This window comes from Tateyamaria rhodophyticola (genome assembly GCF_047777875.1).
Taxonomy (GTDB): Bacteria; Pseudomonadota; Alphaproteobacteria; order Rhodobacterales; family Rhodobacteraceae; genus Tateyamaria.
Map to the genome: position 1 here is coordinate 2036823 of NZ_CP180519.1, position 15457 is coordinate 2052279.

General features: G+C 63.7%; 15 protein-coding genes. 6 read left to right on the forward strand and 9 right to left on the reverse strand.

Annotated elements, in window-relative coordinates:
- Nucleotides 1-32 precede the first annotated feature (32 nt).
- The 5 genes from ACERHN_RS11530 to ACERHN_RS11550 form a co-directional block, all read right to left on the reverse strand.
- A complete protein-coding gene (locus ACERHN_RS11530; RefSeq protein ID WP_415919174.1) occupies nucleotides 33-1076 on the reverse strand; it encodes a HesA/MoeB/ThiF family protein in 1044 nt (347 codons plus the stop codon).
- Entirely contained in the window at nucleotides 1073-1534 is a 462-nt protein-coding gene (dut, locus tag ACERHN_RS11535) for a dUTP diphosphatase (protein WP_415922727.1), read from the reverse strand. Before dut ends, ACERHN_RS11530 begins: the two co-directional genes overlap by 4 nt.
- A gap of 52 nt (nucleotides 1535-1586) precedes the next feature.
- Entirely contained in the window at nucleotides 1587-2780 is a 1194-nt protein-coding gene (gene coaBC, locus ACERHN_RS11540; protein WP_415919175.1) for a bifunctional phosphopantothenoylcysteine decarboxylase/phosphopantothenate--cysteine ligase CoaBC, read from the reverse strand.
- Nucleotides 2781-2913: 133 nt separating this feature from the next.
- Nucleotides 2914-3717: a ChaN family lipoprotein gene (locus tag ACERHN_RS11545; protein WP_415919176.1), complete on the reverse strand. Its 804-nt coding sequence runs from the start codon at nucleotides 3715-3717 to the stop codon at nucleotides 2914-2916.
- Nucleotides 3714-4592, reverse strand: a complete 879-nt coding sequence (locus ACERHN_RS11550) for an RNA polymerase factor sigma-32 (RefSeq protein WP_415919177.1) — start codon at nucleotides 4590-4592, stop codon at nucleotides 3714-3716. Before ACERHN_RS11550 ends, ACERHN_RS11545 begins: the two co-directional genes overlap by 4 nt.
- Nucleotides 4593-4684: 92 nt before the next feature.
- Between ACERHN_RS11550 and cobU the strand changes: the two genes are divergently transcribed.
- The 4 genes from cobU (at nucleotide 4685) to ACERHN_RS11570 (ending at nucleotide 8094) form a co-directional block, all read left to right on the forward strand.
- Nucleotides 4685-5206: a bifunctional adenosylcobinamide kinase/adenosylcobinamide-phosphate guanylyltransferase gene (gene cobU, locus ACERHN_RS11555; RefSeq protein ID WP_415919178.1), complete on the forward strand. Its 522-nt coding sequence runs from the start codon at nucleotides 4685-4687 to the stop codon at nucleotides 5204-5206.
- Nucleotides 5203-5775, forward strand: coding sequence for a histidine phosphatase family protein (locus ACERHN_RS11560; protein ID WP_415919179.1), 573 nt, complete (start codon nucleotides 5203-5205; stop codon nucleotides 5773-5775). Before cobU ends, ACERHN_RS11560 begins: the two co-directional genes overlap by 4 nt.
- Nucleotides 5776-5835: 60 nt before the next feature.
- Nucleotides 5836-6513 (forward strand): glutathione S-transferase, encoded by a 678-nt coding sequence (locus ACERHN_RS11565; RefSeq protein ID WP_415919180.1) that lies wholly within the window; start codon nucleotides 5836-5838, stop codon nucleotides 6511-6513.
- Between the two features lie 69 nt (nucleotides 6514-6582).
- Nucleotides 6583-8094: a YifB family Mg chelatase-like AAA ATPase gene (locus ACERHN_RS11570; protein ID WP_415922728.1), complete on the forward strand. Its 1512-nt coding sequence runs from the start codon at nucleotides 6583-6585 to the stop codon at nucleotides 8092-8094.
- Here ACERHN_RS11570 and ACERHN_RS11575 read toward each other — a convergent pair.
- From ACERHN_RS11575 to rsmI, 4 genes are all read right to left on the reverse strand, one after another.
- Nucleotides 8064-8987, reverse strand: coding sequence for an alpha/beta hydrolase (locus tag ACERHN_RS11575; RefSeq protein WP_415919181.1), 924 nt, complete (start codon nucleotides 8985-8987; stop codon nucleotides 8064-8066). The two genes, ACERHN_RS11570 and ACERHN_RS11575, sit on opposite strands and share 31 nt — an antisense overlap.
- Nucleotides 8984-9919, reverse strand: a complete 936-nt coding sequence (gene gshB / locus ACERHN_RS11580) for a glutathione synthase (protein ID WP_415919182.1) — start codon at nucleotides 9917-9919, stop codon at nucleotides 8984-8986. The genes ACERHN_RS11575 and gshB overlap by 4 nt, the downstream gene beginning before the upstream one ends.
- Nucleotides 9920-10014: 95 nt before the next feature.
- The gene (locus tag ACERHN_RS11585; protein WP_415919183.1) at nucleotides 10015-10380 is read right to left on the reverse strand and encodes a YraN family protein; all 366 of its coding nucleotides are present in this window, start codon (nucleotides 10378-10380) and stop codon (nucleotides 10015-10017) included.
- A gap of 55 nt (nucleotides 10381-10435) precedes the next feature.
- Nucleotides 10436-11302: a 16S rRNA (cytidine(1402)-2'-O)-methyltransferase gene (rsmI, locus tag ACERHN_RS11590; RefSeq protein ID WP_415919184.1), complete on the reverse strand. Its 867-nt coding sequence runs from the start codon at nucleotides 11300-11302 to the stop codon at nucleotides 10436-10438.
- A 98-nt stretch (nucleotides 11303-11400) separates the two neighbouring features.
- On the opposite strand from rsmI, the gene ACERHN_RS11595 reads away from it, so the two are divergent.
- Together ACERHN_RS11595 and ACERHN_RS11600 are read left to right on the forward strand one after the other, a co-directional pair.
- Entirely contained in the window at nucleotides 11401-12591 is a 1191-nt protein-coding gene (locus tag ACERHN_RS11595; RefSeq protein ID WP_415919185.1) for a penicillin-binding protein activator, read from the forward strand.
- A complete protein-coding gene (locus ACERHN_RS11600) occupies nucleotides 12578-15373 on the forward strand; it encodes a [protein-PII] uridylyltransferase (RefSeq protein WP_415919186.1) in 2796 nt (931 codons plus the stop codon). The genes ACERHN_RS11595 and ACERHN_RS11600 overlap by 14 nt, the downstream gene beginning before the upstream one ends.
- Nucleotides 15374-15457: the final 84 nt, after the last annotated feature.

Here is a 15457-nt window from a genome sequence, read left to right on the forward strand (position 1 = left end):
CAATCTCCATTGATCCGGTCATGCAACGGGCCTCAGCCCGGTACATGGCCACAGGTTTCACAGGCATCACGCCGCTTGATCGCAATCTTGCGGCTCTCACCATAAAGCGCGTCGTAAATCAGCATCTCACCGCGCAGAGATGTGCCCGCGCCGGTGATCAGCTTGATGGCCTCCACGGCCATCATGGTCCCAACCACACCGGGCAACGGCCCGATCACCCCCGCCTCGGCGCAGTTCGGCGCAAGATGCGGCGCAGGCGGTTCGGGGAAGACGCAGCGGTAGCACGGTGCGCCGTTCTGGGGGTCAAAGATGCTCAACTGACCTTCCCATTGCGTCAGCGCCCCGGACACCAGCGGGATGCCCTGCGCCACGGCGGCGGCGTTCACGCGGTACCGGGTGTCAAAATTGTCTGTCCCGTCGATCACCAGATCATATTCGGCCATCAGATCGCCCACGATCTCATCTGTGAGCCTGCGGTGATAGGGGCGCACGGTGACAAAGGGGTTCTGTGCCTCCATCGCGGCTTGCGCCGAGAACACTTTCGGGACGCCGATATCGGCGTCGCGGTGGATCACCTGCCGCTGCAGGTTGGCATTTTCCACCACGTCGTCATCGATCACACCGATTGTGCCCACGCCTGCCGCGGCCAGATATTGCAACACCGGCGCGCCCAGACCGCCCGCACCCACCACCAGCACACGCGCATCCTTCAGCGCCTTCTGCCCGGTGCCGCCAACCTCGCGCAGGACTATGTGCCGGGCATAGCGGTTGAGCTCTGCATCGGAAAACGGACCGGCCTTTTGTTCAGGTGCGGCAGGGGTCTGCACACGCGCGCGGAGGCGGCCAAGGGCCTGACGGTAAAGCCACACAAGTGCGGCAAAGCCACCAAGGATCAACCAGAACGCAGGGCTTTCCCCTGTCGCAAGGCGCAGCGGATGCGCAGCGGGCAAGGCCACCTGCACGGCGAGAACCGCCACATACAAAAGGCCGATCATCAACCAACGCGCCCGTTTCGGCGTGCCCATTGCGTGACCTACCCCCCACAGGGCGGCCGCCATGGCGAAAACAAGGATCATGCGGGCCCCGTGCTGCCAAAACCGCCTGCGCCGCGGGCGGTGTCATCGAGACTGTCGGTTTCCACAAACGCGGCCTGCACCACGGGCGCAAGCACCAGTTGCGCAATGCGCATCCCGTGGGTCACCTCGAACGGTTCTGTCCCGGTGTTCAGAATGATGATCCCGACCTCCCCACGGTAGTCGCTGTCGATTGTGCCAGGGCTGTTGACCAACGCGATCCCGTGTTTCAGGGCAAGACCGGAGCGCGGGCGGACCTGCACTTCGAACCCTTGCGGAATGGCCATGGCAAGCCCCGTCGGGATCAGGGCCCGTGCCCCGGGTGCAACCACCACGCCCGCGGCGTCCGGGAAATTCGCACGTATATCCGCACCCGCAGCGCCCGCCGTCTCATAGGATGGCAACGGGATCGCCGGATCAGCCTGCGCTGTCCGGAGGAGGGGGAGCGGGACGTTCTGCATCTTCACCTTGCCAAATAAACTCAAATCCGACCTTTGCCAGAGGGCGCGAACATCAGCTGAGCGCGTCCGCGATCCGCCCGGCCAGACGCGTGGCCACGTCATCCTTGGCCATGCGCGGCCACGGGTCCGCGCCATCGGCGGAAATCAGGGTCACGGCGTTTTCCGCACCGCCCATGATTCCGGTTGCGGGCGAGACGTCATTGGCCACGATCCAGTCGCAGCCCTTGCGCGCGCGCTTGGCCGTGGCATTGGCGATAACGTCATCCGTTTCCGCGGCAAAGCCTATGACAAGACCCGGCCTTCCGTCCTGCATTTGGGCGACCTGCGCCAGGATATCCGGGTTTTCTGCAAAGGTGAGCACGGGCAGACCATAGGCGGATTTCTTGAGCTTGCTGTCGGACGCACTGGCGACGCGCCAATCGGCGACGGCGGCGGCGAAGACCGCTGCATCGGCAGGCAGGGCCTGTGTCACGGCGTCCTGCATCTCGCGCGCGGTCTCAACCGCGATCACATCCGCACCTTGCGGTGGCGCGATATCAGCAGGGCCGGTCACAAAGGTAACGCGCGCGCCAAGCCGAAGCAGGGCGTTGGCGATCGCGGTGCCTTGCGCGCCGGAAGAGCGGTTTGCGATGTAGCGGACCGGATCAATGGGCTCATGCGTCGGTCCGGAGGTGATGAGCACATGCCGACCGGTGAGCGGGCCGGGCGCAAAATGCGCCTCGATCGCGGCCACGATGTCCAGCGGTTCCGCCATGCGACCGGGACCAAATTCGCCGCAGGCCATGTCACCATCATTTGGCCCGACAAAGGTAATCCCGTCCGCGATCAATTGATCGCGATTACGCCTCGTCGCGGCATGGGTCCACATCCGCACGTTCATGGCCGGGGCGACCATGACCGGGGTGTCGGTGGCAAGAAGCAGGGTGGAGGCGAGATCGTCGGCACGGCCCTGCGCCATCTTGGCGAGTATATCTGCCGTTGCCGGGGCCACGACGATCAGATCGGCCGAGCGGCTGAGCTGGATGTGACCCATCTCCGCCTCGTCGGTGAGGTCGAACAGCTCGCGGTAGACCTTTTCCCCCGCCAGTGCCGACACGGACAGCGGGGTGATGAACTGTTCCGCGGCGCGGGTGAGAACCGGGGTCACCGCAGCCCCCCGTTCGCGCAGGCGGCGGATCAGGTCCAGCCCCTTATAGGCGGCAATGCCGCCGGTCAGGATCAGGAGGATACGTTTGTCCTGCAGCATGGCCGCACTCCGGTTGGTTCGCGTGCGACCATAAGACGGGCGTTGCGCGAGGACCAGAGGGAGGAAGCGGGGGCCAGCCCCCTCGCGCTTGCGCGCTCACCCCCGGGATTTTTTGGAACAGAGACGGGGCGGGTCAGTTCCCGGATTGGAACGCGGCGCATGGGTCACCCCGGTCTGGAGCGTCGGCGTCGGTTAAAACGAAGTCGAAGGTGCCTGCGGGCGGTATTCCCGCTTCGCCTTGCCCCACGCTTTGCACCCTCAATTCAGGTCTTGCCGCATTGAGATAGACGGGCACGCCCCAGTCGGTGCGGGCGTGGCCGTTACCGGTTATGAGGATGATCGGCGCACCGAATGTGTCGAGTGCATCCACGACGGTGTGTGCAAAATGGGCGTCGCGCAGGCGCTGCGCTTCGACCATGCCGCCCATCATCTCGACTGGCATGGCGCCGCAATGGGCATCAAACTGGAGCGCTTCGCGTTTCGCTTGCTGTGCGGCCGGCAAGTCCGTGGTCAGACCGAAATCGGCGGCCCCCTCTCCGAACGTCGCCGCAGCACCGTCCGTGAACGCTGCCCGCATGTCGGCGCGCGGCAGGGCGGCCCCGATGATCACGTCGCTTTGGGCCAGCAGGTCCGCGTAGTCTTTTATGTTGGACCAGTGGAAACCTTGTGTCGCGCGGGCCATGACGGCGCTGTCGCGCGCCACATCTGCAAGCGCACGCGCTTCATCCGGCAGAAGCATTTCGAACACCACCGCCTTGGGACGCGTTTCGATGATGGCCTCGACCTGGTGCTGATGGTGGGTGGGGTTGTCGTGCAGTTCGCCGATGATCAGGACATCAGCGTCCACCGTATTCCACAGGATCGATGCGAATGCAGAGACGCCAAAGGCCAGCACCGCAACAGTGCTGGCCACGGCCATGGGATATGTCAGTCTCATGCGAGGAAGTGGTGCACTTCCCGGCTTTGGTTCTCGAGCGCTTTGCGCATCTTGCCAAATGCCGCGGCTTCGAGCTGTCGGACACGTTCCTTGGACAGGCTGAGCTCCTGGCCGAGGCTTTCGAGGGTGCGGGGATCGTCGCGCAGCTTGCGTTCGCGCACGATGAACCGTTCGCGTTCGTTCAGACCGTTCAGCGCGGTCAACAACCATTCGCGCAACTGCTCCGTATCATGCTGATGCTCGACCAGTTCCGCGGCCTGTGCGCCATCATCTTCGAGCGCATCAATCCATTCGCGGCCCTCGTCATCGACCGATTGTGTCGCGTTCAGGGAATAGTCAGAGCCGGACAGACGCCCTTCCATCATTTCGACGTCATGCAGGGGGACACCGATTTCGGTCGAGATCATCTGGCGCAGCTGGTGCTTGTCGAGGGTCTCACCCGCGGCGGCGCTTTCCCGCTCCAGCCGGGCCTGCACCCGGCGCATGTTGAAAAACAGCGACTTTTGGGACGAGGTGGAGCCGGTTCGCACCATCGACCAGTTGCGCATCACGTAATCCTGAATGGATGCCTTGATCCACCACACGGCGTAGGTCGAAAACCGCACGCCGCGATCCGGGTCAAACTTGTCAGCGGCCTTCATCAGGCCCAGCCCGGCTTCCTGGATGAGGTCGTTCATCGGGGCGCCGTAGCGCTTGAATTTCGATGCCATGGAGATGGCGAGGCGCATATAGGCGGTAATCAGGCGGTGCAGCGCCGCCTCGTCACGTTCATCACGCCAGGCATAGGCCAAACGCAGTTCTGTTTCGGCATCGAGCAACTCGGCCTTCATCGCTGTGCGCGACAGCGACATGTCACGGGCATTGTCTAACGGCATGCGATCATCCCCCTGTGGATGTTTGTCTTGTTTTGCGCACTCGTCTTGTCTACGCAGCGAAACGCATTTCGGTTCACTTGGAAGATGAAAAAATGTTGCCACCCCTGACGCTCGTTCTAGGTGGGGCTTCCTCCGGCAAGTCGGGGGTGGCGGAAAAACTCATTGAACGCAGTGGGTTGGACAAAATCTATGTTGCGACTTCGCAAATCTGGGACGAAGAAACACAATTCAGGGTTGATCGCCATGTCGCGCAGCGCGGGCCGGGATGGCAGACAATCGAGGTTCCCGTGGATGTTCCGGATGCCTTGGCGCCGTGCACAAATGGACAAGCGGTTCTGCTGGACTGCGCGACCCTGTGGCTGACAAATGTGATGTTGGGCGACCATGATCTGGAGACGGCGCAGGCGTCTTTGCTGACTGCGCTTGCGGCCTGCGATGCGCCCGTTGTCGTGGTGTCGAACGAAGTGGGGCAGGGCATTGTGCCCGAAAACGCATTGGCGCGGCACTTCCGCGAGGCGCAGGGACGGCTCAACATCGCGCTGGCCGCGCAGGCAGATTGCGTCCTGCATGTGCTTGCCGGTCTGGTGGATGTCCGCAAGGGAGAGATGCCATGACAGTCTGGCACTGGGTCCGGCATGGTCCGACCCACCAAAAGAGTTTCACCGGGTGGCGCAATGTGCCCGCAGACCTGTCGGATGTGCGCGCCGTGGACCGCTTGGCGGCGTTGCTGCCTGCGGACGCGCTGGTGGTGTCGTCCGACCTTTTGCGGTCCGTGGCAACCGCAGATGCAATACAAGGGGCGCGGCGGCGTTTGCCACATGATCCGGGCCTGCGGGAATTTCACTTTGGCGCTTGGGACGGCGTGCACTTCAACACTGTCTCCAAACAGGACGAAGCCCTGAGCCGTCGGTATTGGGAAGAACCGGGCGCACACGCGCCACCGGGGGGCGAGAGCTGGGACATGTCGGCGGCCCGGGTTGCAACCGCAGTGGCACGGATCGAAGCGACGTTTGCCCCGTCGCATGTCATTGCGGTCGCGCATTTCGGCGTGATCCTGACGCAGGTGCGGGCCGTGATGGATGTCACGGCGCAAGAGGTGCTGGCGCACCGGATTGACCCGTTGAGCGTGACGACCCTGAACCCGGCAGAGGGCCGTGTTGAACGGATCAATCACCTTCCGTGATCATATCTCCCACAAAACGGCGTTTGGCGCGCGCGGGTTCAGGCGCATAGCGTGGCGCACATGACTTATGATCTCTTTATCGGTGACCGGACGTTTTCGAGCTGGTCCTTGCGCGGTTGGCTGATGCTCGAGAAATTCGGGCTGCCGTTTCAAACACATATGATTGGCCTCTATGGCGGGACCATGGCCGAGGACATGGCCCACCTTGCGCCCGCGCGGCTGGTGCCGGCGTTGCGGCTGCCGGACGGCACCGTTGTCGGCGAGAGTATGGCAATGGCCGAAACCCTGCATGAACGCCACCCCGAGGCCGGTATGTGGCCAACGGATGCGGGCGCGCGTGCCACGGCGCGTTGGCTTGCCGCTGAAATGGCGTCGGGGTTCATGGCTTTGCGTGGGGCGTGTCCGATGCAATTGGCACATGTGAACGAAGGGTTTGCGGTGACAGACGCGGTTGCCACGGATCTTGCGCGGATCGAGACATTGTGGGCGCACGCCCGGACATTTGCGACCGATGGCCCATGGCTGTTCGGGGCGTATTCCCTTGCCGATGCCTTCTATGCGCCGGTATGCGCGCGGATCGTCGGATACGATCTACCAGTCAGTGACGTGGCCGCTGAGTATTGCAAAACGACCCTGTCCGACCCGACGTTTCAGGCGTGGCGCGCAAAGGGGCTTGAGGTCACATATGATCCCTTCCCCTATGATTTCGGCCTTCAGACGCGCCCCTGGCCGTATTGAGACCCTGCCCGTTAACCAATCGTAAACCGCGGAGTGCCTACCGTTAACCACGAGTTGACGGGAGAGCATATGGCGGCGCGGGCGTATACGGTGGCGTTTCAGGGGGTCGAGGCCCGAGAGGTCGAGGTGCAGTGCGCCATGGTGCCGGGCATGCCGGGGTTCTCCGTGGTGGGCCTGCCGGACAAGGCGGTGTCCGAAGCGCGCGACCGGGTGCGCGCAGCACTCAGCGCCCTGTCGATTGCCCTGCCGTCGAAAAAGGTCACGATCAACCTGTCGCCTGCGGACCTGCCCAAGGAGGGGTCGCATTTTGACCTGCCCATAGCCCTTGCACTGCTGGCGGCGATGGACATCCTGCCCAAGGACGCGGTGGAAATGACTGTGGCTCTGGGGGAATTGTCGCTGGATGGCACGCTTGTGCCCGTGATCGGTGCGCTGCCCGCGGCGATGGCTGCGGCGGAACAGGATCGCACCCTGCTGTGCCCTGCGGGCTCCGGGGCGGAGGCCGCGTGGGTGGACGCCGCGCAGGTGATCGGTGCTGCGACCCTGGGCGATGTGGTGCGCCACTACACCGGCCAGGCCCCGCTGGAACCCGCCACCGCAGGGCAGATCGCCACTGCGTCCGGCACGCCCGACCTGCGCGATGTAAAAGGGCAGGAACGGGCCAAACGGGCTCTGGAAATCGCCGCAGCCGGACGGCACCACATTCTGATGGTCGGCACGCCCGGATCGGGCAAGTCGATGATGGCGGCCCGCTTGCCCGGCATCCTGCCGCCGCTGACCCCGATGGAGGCGTTGGAGACATCGATGATCCATTCGCTTGCGGGGTTGCTGGATGCGGGTGGGATTTCGATGGAACGCCCGTTTCGCGAACCACACCATTCGGCCTCAATGGCGGCAATCATCGGCGGCGGGCGCGGCGCAAAACCGGGTGAGGCGTCGTTGGCCCATAACGGTGTGCTTTTCATGGACGAGTTCCCGGAGTTTCCGCGCACCGTGCTCGAGACCCTGCGTCAGCCGATTGAGACCGGCGAGGTGATGGTGGCGCGCGCCAACAACCATGTGAAATATCCGTGCCGCTTCATGCTCGTGGCTGCGGCGAACCCATGTAAATGCGGATATCTCAGTGACGCTGCGCGCGCCTGCGCACGTGCACCCGGATGCGGGAACGACTATCTTGGCCGGATATCGGGCCCGTTGATGGACCGGTTCGATCTACGGGTGGACGTCCCGCCGGTGTCCTTTACGGACCTTGATCTGCCTGCAGATGGAGAATCCTCGGAAACCGTGGCGACCCGCGTGGCCGCCGCACGCAATGTGCAGCAGGCCCGTTTTGTCGACACTGGGTTGCGGCACAATGCCGACCTCGCCGGTGCCGCGCTGGATACGCTTGCCCAACCCGATGCCGAAGGGCGCGATCTGTTGACCAAGGCGGCGCACCGGTTTGGCCTGTCCGCGCGCGGTTATCACCGGGTGATGCGGGTCGCACGAACAATCGCTGACCTTGATGGATCGGAGACCGTGCGCAGGCCCCACGTTGCCGAGGCGATCAGCTACCGCGTGGGCGTGCTGGAACCGGCCTGATCCCCGATCCAGTCGCTGAGCCGCTGCAACGTGCGGCGCGCTTCGGGCAGCATGTTGTGGAACAGGGGCCAGACATGGGGCAAATCGCCCTCTTCGAGATAAGTCACCGGCACACCCTGCGCCCTGAGCCTGTCTGCCATGCGCCTGCTGTCATCCCGCAGGATTTCCGTTGCACTTGCCGTCAGCCAAATGGGCGGTGCGCCAGTGAAATCAGCAAACAGAGGCGACACATCCGGGTCCGTCACCTCTGAATGTGCGGTGGTCCCAAGGTACATCTCCGCCGTCTCGTGCACGCGCTCGGCAGGCAGGATCACGTCCGCGGCCGCATTGTCGCGCACGCTGTCGCCGGTATAGCCGAGGTCCGTCAACGGCGAGAGTGCAAACACACCCGCAGGCAGCGGCGCGCCTTTTTGCAACAATCGCGCCAGCACGGTCAGAACCAGCGCGCCGGCGGCACTGTCCCCACCCATGATGATCGCGCGGTCCGGATGTTCGTCGCGCAGCGCATGGTAACAGGCCTCCACGGCATCCGGTGCAGCGGGGTAAGGATGTTCGGGCGCAAGCGGATAGCGCGGCAGGATCGCCTCAATCCCTGCGCGGTTCGCGAGGTTGGCCACCATCGCGGCGTGGGTCTCTGGCGCGCCAAAGACAAAGCCGCCGCCGTGAACGTATAGCAGCACCGCGTCCGTCGTCTTGCGGCGCGGCGAAATGCGCAACGCCTCGACCGGTCCCAGCGTGCGCACGCCCTGTTGCGTGCCCCATGGCGGATGAAAGAACACCCGCGCCTTGATCCGAAAGCTGCGGCGCAATGCGTCCGGATCACGGACGCGCCGCATATACGGTTTTTCAGTAAGCCGCAGATACCTGTTCAGAAGCGGTGCCAGCCAACTCATGCCAGGCGCGCATCAATGGCGTCCCAGATCGCCCCGGCCACGTTCAACCCGTCAAACCGTTCCAGTTCCTGAATGCCCGTGGGCGAGGTCACGTTGATCTCGGTCAGGTAGTCGCCGATCACGTCGATCCCGACAAACACCTGCCCCTTTTCCCGCAACAGCGGGCCGATTGCGTCGCAGATTTCGCGGTCGCGGTCTGTCAATCCGACCTTTTCCGGGCGCCCGCCCACATGCATGTTGGACCGCGTCTCACCCGCCGCAGGGACGCGGTTGATGGCGCCAATGGGCGCGCCGTCCACGAGGATCACACGCTTGTCGCCATTGGAGACGTCCGGCAGAAACTTCTGCACGATCAGGGGTTCGCGCGAAAATCCGGTAAACAGTTCGTGCAACGACGCGAGGTTGCGGTCGTTGGCATCCAGCCGGAACACCCCCGCACCCCCGTTGCCGTAAAGCGGCTTCAGGATCACATCGCCATGGCGCGCCTTGAATGCCTTGATCGTGTCCAGATCGCGGGCAATCGTTGTGGGCGGGGTGAGGTCGGGGAAGTCGAGGACCAGCAGCTTTTCGGGATAATTGCGCACCCAGAAAGGATCGTTGACGACCAGAACGTCGTCCTTGAGCCGATCCAGAATGTGCGTGGACGTGATGTAATGCATGTCGAACGGCGGGTCCTGGCGCAGCCAGACAACATCAAACGTGGTAAGATCCACGGTGCGCTCCGGTCCAAGGATGGCCGGGTCGCCGGGGACCCGTTGGACCGTCATGTCATGTCCGCGCGCGGTGATCCGCCCCTCTTCATAGGCGAGCTTGTCCGGGGCATAGTAGAACAGGTCATGGCCACGTGCCTGCGCTTCCTCCGCGAGCCGGAAACTGCTGTCGGCGTTGATATCGACACCCGTGATCGGGTCCATCTGAAAGGCGATTTTCATGGGTCACTCTCCGGCAAACTGCGCTTTAGATGGCGCAGTGGGCCGTCAGGTGCAATGGATTTGGCGTGTGCGTTGGCGCAGAGGCCGGTCGCAGATCAAAGCCCGCCCGCGAAAAAGTTCTCCATGATCTGAACCTGTCCAACGGCATCAACCAGAGCCACGTCCACGCGTGAGGGCGTGAAGGGCCCTTGCGGCAGCATCTCGAGGTAGAGTTCCGCAGTGGCAAACAACCGACGCGCTTGCGCATGGGTCAAATGCGACAACGCCTGATCAAAGCTCTTGCTCTTTTTGACCTCGACAAAGATCACGAGGCCATCCGCATCCTCGAGCACAATGTCGATCTCGCCACCAGCCCGGCGCCATCGTTCGGCCAGAACGACATATCCCGCCGCGACATAGCGTTGTGCAACCTGCTGTTCCGCAGAAAGGCCCGCATGATACGCGCATCGTCCGCGTGCCACGCGTGTGGCATCTGCAAAATCCCGTGGGTGAAACGCCATTGCAAAACCTCCAGCCTCAGTCCGCGGGCATGTCCCGCGCCAGATCCAACGCGCGTTGATAGACACGGCGTCGGGGTATATCGAGGCTGTCCGCCACAAAGCCTGCAGCATCTTTCGTGGACATCGACCTCAGCGCCGATACTAGCGCTTCATCAATGTCGATTTCCCTAACGCGTCCGCGTTCACCGCGGGCGATAAGGACAACAATTTCGCCCTTAACGGTTTGCACCTTCAGATCTTTTGCCAGCGTTTCCAGCGGGTTCGTCCGGATTTCTTCGAACCGTTTGGTCAATTCGCGACACACCGCGCCCTGACGATCCCCCCCGAGAACCTCCGCCGCATCCTCCAGCATGGCCTGCAACCGCTTGGGTGATTCGTAAAAAACCAGCGTCGCGGGCACATCCTTGAGCGCGATGAGCGCCGTTTTGCGTGCCTGTCGCGCATTCGGCAGAAAACCGGCAAAGTGGAAGGCATCCGTCGGCAGCCCCGCAACGGCGAGTGCCGTGACAACCGCGGATGCGCCGGGCGCACAGGTCACGGTGACGCCCGTCTCGCGGGCGGCGCGCGCCAGTTCAAAGCCGGGATCGGCGATGCCCGGCATCCCGGCCTCCGATGCATAAGCCACGGACCGCGTTTGCGCCATGTCCACAAGGCGCGCCACACTTTGCGCCTTGGAGTGATCGTGCAGCACTTCGATCCGGCGTCCCTCCAGTGGCACGCCGTGAATGTCCATCAATTTGCGCAGGCTTCGGCTGTCTTCGGCGGCAAGCACCTCTGCCGATGCCAGCACATCCAGCGCCCTGAGCGTGATATCGCGCGCCGTGCCAATCGGCACGCCGACAAACCACAGGCCCGGCTTGAGACCGCTCTTGATGTAATTCAACGCTGGACCCGCCTTCTTTGACGTCTATTATCCGCGCCACAAATGACACGGGGCCGCCCGCGCGGCAAAGAGCCCTTGCACCGGGAGTGACAGTTATCATGTTTGCGTTTTTTGACACCTTGCGCAAGGCGGCGCGCCGTGCGGTTCTGATGCCGCTTGCCGCGCTGTCGCTTGCGGCCTGTGATCCGTCCGCACTGACCAGCATTGGCGGGGGCGGCGGTCCGCGCATCGACACGTCACAGCCCATTCCGGTGGCTTTGCTGGTGCCGCGCGGCTCCGGTCAGGCCAGCGACGATCTGCTGGCCCGCAATCTCGAAAATGCGGCGCGTCTGGCGATGCGGGACCTCAACGGGGTCTCCATTGACCTGCGGGTCTATGGCACGGCGGGCAATCCGCAAACAGCCGCCAATCAGGCCGCACTGGCCGTCAATGACGGGGCGCGAATCATCCTTGGCCCGCTTTATGCCGAAGCCGCAAATGCCGCAGGCGTTGCCGCGGCCGCGTCTGGTGTGAATGTGCTGGCCTTCTCCAACAACACGACCATTGCCGGTGGCAACGTGTTTGTCCTGGGCTCCACCTTTGACAACACCGCGGCGCGCCTCGTGAACTATGCCGCGTCCCAGGGTCGTGACCGTATCGTGGTTGTCCACGCGCAGGACGTGGCGGGGCAATTGGGCCGCAACGCCATCCAGCAAGCCATTTCGCGCAGCGGTGCCACACTGGTGGGTACGGTGGATTATCCCCTGTCGCAGCAAGGCGTCGTTGACGCCGTTCCGCGTATCAAGGCCGCTGTCGACGGCGCGGCCGCCAATTCGGTTTTCCTCACCTCGCCCAGTGCGTCCGCACTGCCCCTGATCACGCAGTTGCTGCCAGAGGCCGGCGTGTCGCCCACAAATACGCAGTTCATTGGCCTTGCCCGTTGGGACATCCCACCGCAGACTCTTGAGCTGCCTGGCGTGCAGGGCGGCTGGTTCGCGCTGCCCGATCCGGGGCGCTCAGCGGCCTTCCGTCGGCAGTACGAAGGTGCCTATGGCAGCGCGCCGCACCCGCTGGCGGGCCTTGCCTTTGACGGGATCGCAGCGATCGGCGCCTTGGCGAGCCAGGGCCGGTCCAATGCCCTGACCGGCGCTGCGTTGACGCAGAGCGCAGGGTTCCAAGGGGCCAATGGCGTATTCCGCCTGCGCCCGGATGGGACCAACCAACGCGGATTGGCCGTGGCCACCGTTCAGAACAACCAGGTTGTCGTGATCAGCCCGGCACCAAACGGGTTCGGTGGTGCCGGTTTCTGATCCAAACGCCATTCAAACGCCAGACCAGACAGCGCCGCCGCACCCTGCGGCAGCGTTGATCTGTGCGGCCGATGACATCTTTGACCAGGCCGCGTTCGACGCGATGTTGGAGGCCCACGCGGGCGACGCCCCGTCCGATGTCCGCAGCGCCGTGGTCGCGCATCTCAAGGCGGCGCGCGCCGCAGGGCGCGAGACCATCGCAGCCGCATTCCGCGCCGCGCCATTCCAAGCGCGGCCCACAACCCATGCCTACGCCCACCTGACCGATTGCCTCGTGCGCAGCGCGTTGCGCGTGGCGCAGACGGTGTTGCACCCCAACCCCACCCCCACCGAAGGCGAACGGCTGGCCGTGATCGCAGTGGGCGGGTACGGGCGCGGTGAAATGGCGCCGTTCTCGGATGTCGATCTGCTGTTCCTGACGCCCTACAAGATCACGCCATGGGCCGAAACGGTGATCGAGGCGACGCTGTACCTGCTGTGGGATCTCAAGCTGAAGGTCGGCCATTCCAGCCGCACGATCCGCGACTGCCTGCGCCTCGGGGCAGAGGATTTCACGATCCGCACCGCCATGCTCGAACACCGGTTCCTGCACGGGGACGCTGCACTTGCAGCGGAGCTCGACACGCGCCTGCGCGCGGACCTGTTCCGCGGGACCGAGCGGGATTTCATCGAAGCCAAACTGTCCGAGCGCGATGCGCGCCATGTCAAGCAGGGCCAGCGCTATGTGGTGGAACCCAACGTCAAGGAAGGCAAAGGGGGCCTGCGCGACCTGCAATCGCTGTTCTGGATTGGCAAATACATCCACAAGGTTCAGGACGCCGCCGATCTGGTGCCGCTGGGCCTCTTTACCGAAGAGGAATTCGACAGCTTTGTCGCCGCCGAAGACTTCCTGTGGGCCACGCGGTGCCACCTGCACCTTCTGTCGAACCGTCCGACGGAACAGCTGACCTTTGACATGCAGGTCGCCGTGGCCGAGGCCATGGGATACGAAGACGGGCAGGGGCGGCGCGCGGTTGAACGGTTCATGCAGGAATACTTCCTGCACGCCACCGAAGTGGGCGACCTGACCCGCATCTTTTTGACCAAGCTGGAGGCGGTGCACCTCAAGGCCGAACCGCTGCTGGAACGGCTGTTCAAACGCAAGCCACGGGTGCGCGACGGGTACGAGGTGATCCACAACCGCCTCGCGATTGCGGACGACACGGCGTTCCTGGGGGACAAGCTGAACCTGTTGCGCATCTTCGAGGAAGCGCTGCGCACCGGCATGCTGATCCACCCCGACGCCATGCGCCTGATCAAATCGAACCTCGACCTGATCGACGATGACCTGCGCACCACGCCCGAGGCGCAGCGGATCTTTCTCGACCTGCTGCTGAAACATGGCAACCCGGAACGCGCCCTGCGGCGAATGAACGAACTGGGGGTGCTGTCCGCGTTCATCCCCGAGTTTGAGCACATCGTCGCGATGATGCAGTTCAACATGTACCACTCCTACACGGTGGACGAACACATCATCCAATGCATCGCGCAGCTGGCCATGATCGAAAAGGAAGAGCTGGTCGAAGACCTGCCGGTCGCCTCTTCGATCCTCAAGGACGGGGTCAATCGCAAGGTGCTCTATGTCGCGCTGCTGCTGCATGACATCGGCAAGGGCCGGCCCGAGGATCATTCGATCCTGGGCGCACAAATGGTGCGCAAGATCGCACCCCGCCTGGGTCTGAAGCAGGACGAGGTGGACACCGTCGAATGGCTCGTGCGCTATCACTTGCTGATGTCCGACATGGCCCAGAAACGAGACATTGCCGACCCGCGCACCGTGCGCGATTTTGCCAAGGCGGTGCAGACAGTCAAACGGCTGGACCTGTTGTGCGTGCTCACCGTCTGCGACATCCGCGGGGTAGGGCCGACCACGTGGAACAACTGGAAGGCCGTGCTGATCCGCGCGCTCTACCGTCAGACGCGCCGGGCGCTTGAGGACGGGATGGAGGCGCTCACCCGCGAAGGCCGCGGCACAGAAGGTAAGCGCGCCTTGCGCGCCGCGCTCGAGGACTGGCCTCGCAAGGACGTGCAGGCCGAGATTGCCCGCCACTACGATCCCTATTGGCAGGGGCTGCACATCACCGCACACGAGGTCTTTGCGCGGCTGCTGCGCGATATCGGCGAGAATGAGATCGTCATGGACCTGCACCCGGACGAAGACCGCGATGCCACGCGCGCCTGTTTCGTGATGCCCGACCATCCGGGCATTTTTGCGCGGCTGACGGGTGCGCTTGCGCTTGTGGGGGCCAACGTGGTCGATGCGCGCAGCTACACGACCAAGGACGGGTTCGTGACGGATGCGTTCTGGATCCAGGACGCGGACGGCAACCCCTATGACCCGTCGCGCCTGCCGCGCCTGCGCAAGATGATCGCACGCACACTCGCGGGTGAGGTCGTCACGCGCGAGGCGATCAAGGATCGCGACAAGGTCAAGAAACGCGAAAAAGCCTTCAAGGTGCCGACGCATATCACCTTCGACAATGACGGCTCCGATATCTACACCATCATCGAGGTCGACACCCGCGACCGCCCAGGACTGCTGCATGACCTGACGCGCACGCTGGCGGCGGCCAATGTGTATATCGCCAACGCCGTCATCGCGACCTATGGCGAACAGGTGGTCGACACGTTCTATGTCAAGGACATGTTCGGCCTCAAATACTACTCCGAAAGCAAGCAGCGCAGCCTCGAAAAACGCCTGCGCGCGGCCATCGCCGAAGGGGCGGAACGCGCCGCAGACTAAGGGGCGCGCATACGTCATGGGCGGGCGGTATGTCCGTGCGTTACCAGCCGGGTCACCGTTGCCTGCCTTTTCACGGGCCCGGTG

Coding starts and splice junctions, on each gene's coding strand:
- ACERHN_RS11530 (WP_415919174.1), bottom strand. CDS start 1,076: ATGATCCTTGTTTTCGCCATGGCGGCCGCCCTGTGGGGGGTAGGTCAC.
- dut (WP_415922727.1), bottom strand. CDS start 1,534: ATGCAGAACGTCCCGCTCCCCCTCCTCCGGACAGCGCAGGCTGATCCG.
- coaBC (WP_415919175.1), bottom strand. CDS start 2,780: ATGCTGCAGGACAAACGTATCCTCCTGATCCTGACCGGCGGCATTGCC.
- ACERHN_RS11545 (WP_415919176.1), bottom strand. CDS start 3,717: ATGAGACTGACATATCCCATGGCCGTGGCCAGCACTGTTGCGGTGCTG.
- ACERHN_RS11550 (WP_415919177.1), bottom strand. CDS start 4,592: ATGCCGTTAGACAATGCCCGTGACATGTCGCTGTCGCGCACAGCGATG.
- cobU (WP_415919178.1), top strand. CDS start 4,685: ATGTTGCCACCCCTGACGCTCGTTCTAGGTGGGGCTTCCTCCGGCAAG.
- ACERHN_RS11560 (WP_415919179.1), top strand. CDS start 5,203: ATGACAGTCTGGCACTGGGTCCGGCATGGTCCGACCCACCAAAAGAGT.
- ACERHN_RS11565 (WP_415919180.1), top strand. CDS start 5,836: ATGACTTATGATCTCTTTATCGGTGACCGGACGTTTTCGAGCTGGTCC.
- ACERHN_RS11570 (WP_415922728.1), top strand. CDS start 6,583: ATGGCGGCGCGGGCGTATACGGTGGCGTTTCAGGGGGTCGAGGCCCGA.
- ACERHN_RS11575 (WP_415919181.1), bottom strand. CDS start 8,987: ATGAGTTGGCTGGCACCGCTTCTGAACAGGTATCTGCGGCTTACTGAA.
- gshB (WP_415919182.1), bottom strand. CDS start 9,919: ATGAAAATCGCCTTTCAGATGGACCCGATCACGGGTGTCGATATCAAC.
- ACERHN_RS11595 (WP_415919185.1), top strand. CDS start 11,401: ATGTTTGCGTTTTTTGACACCTTGCGCAAGGCGGCGCGCCGTGCGGTT.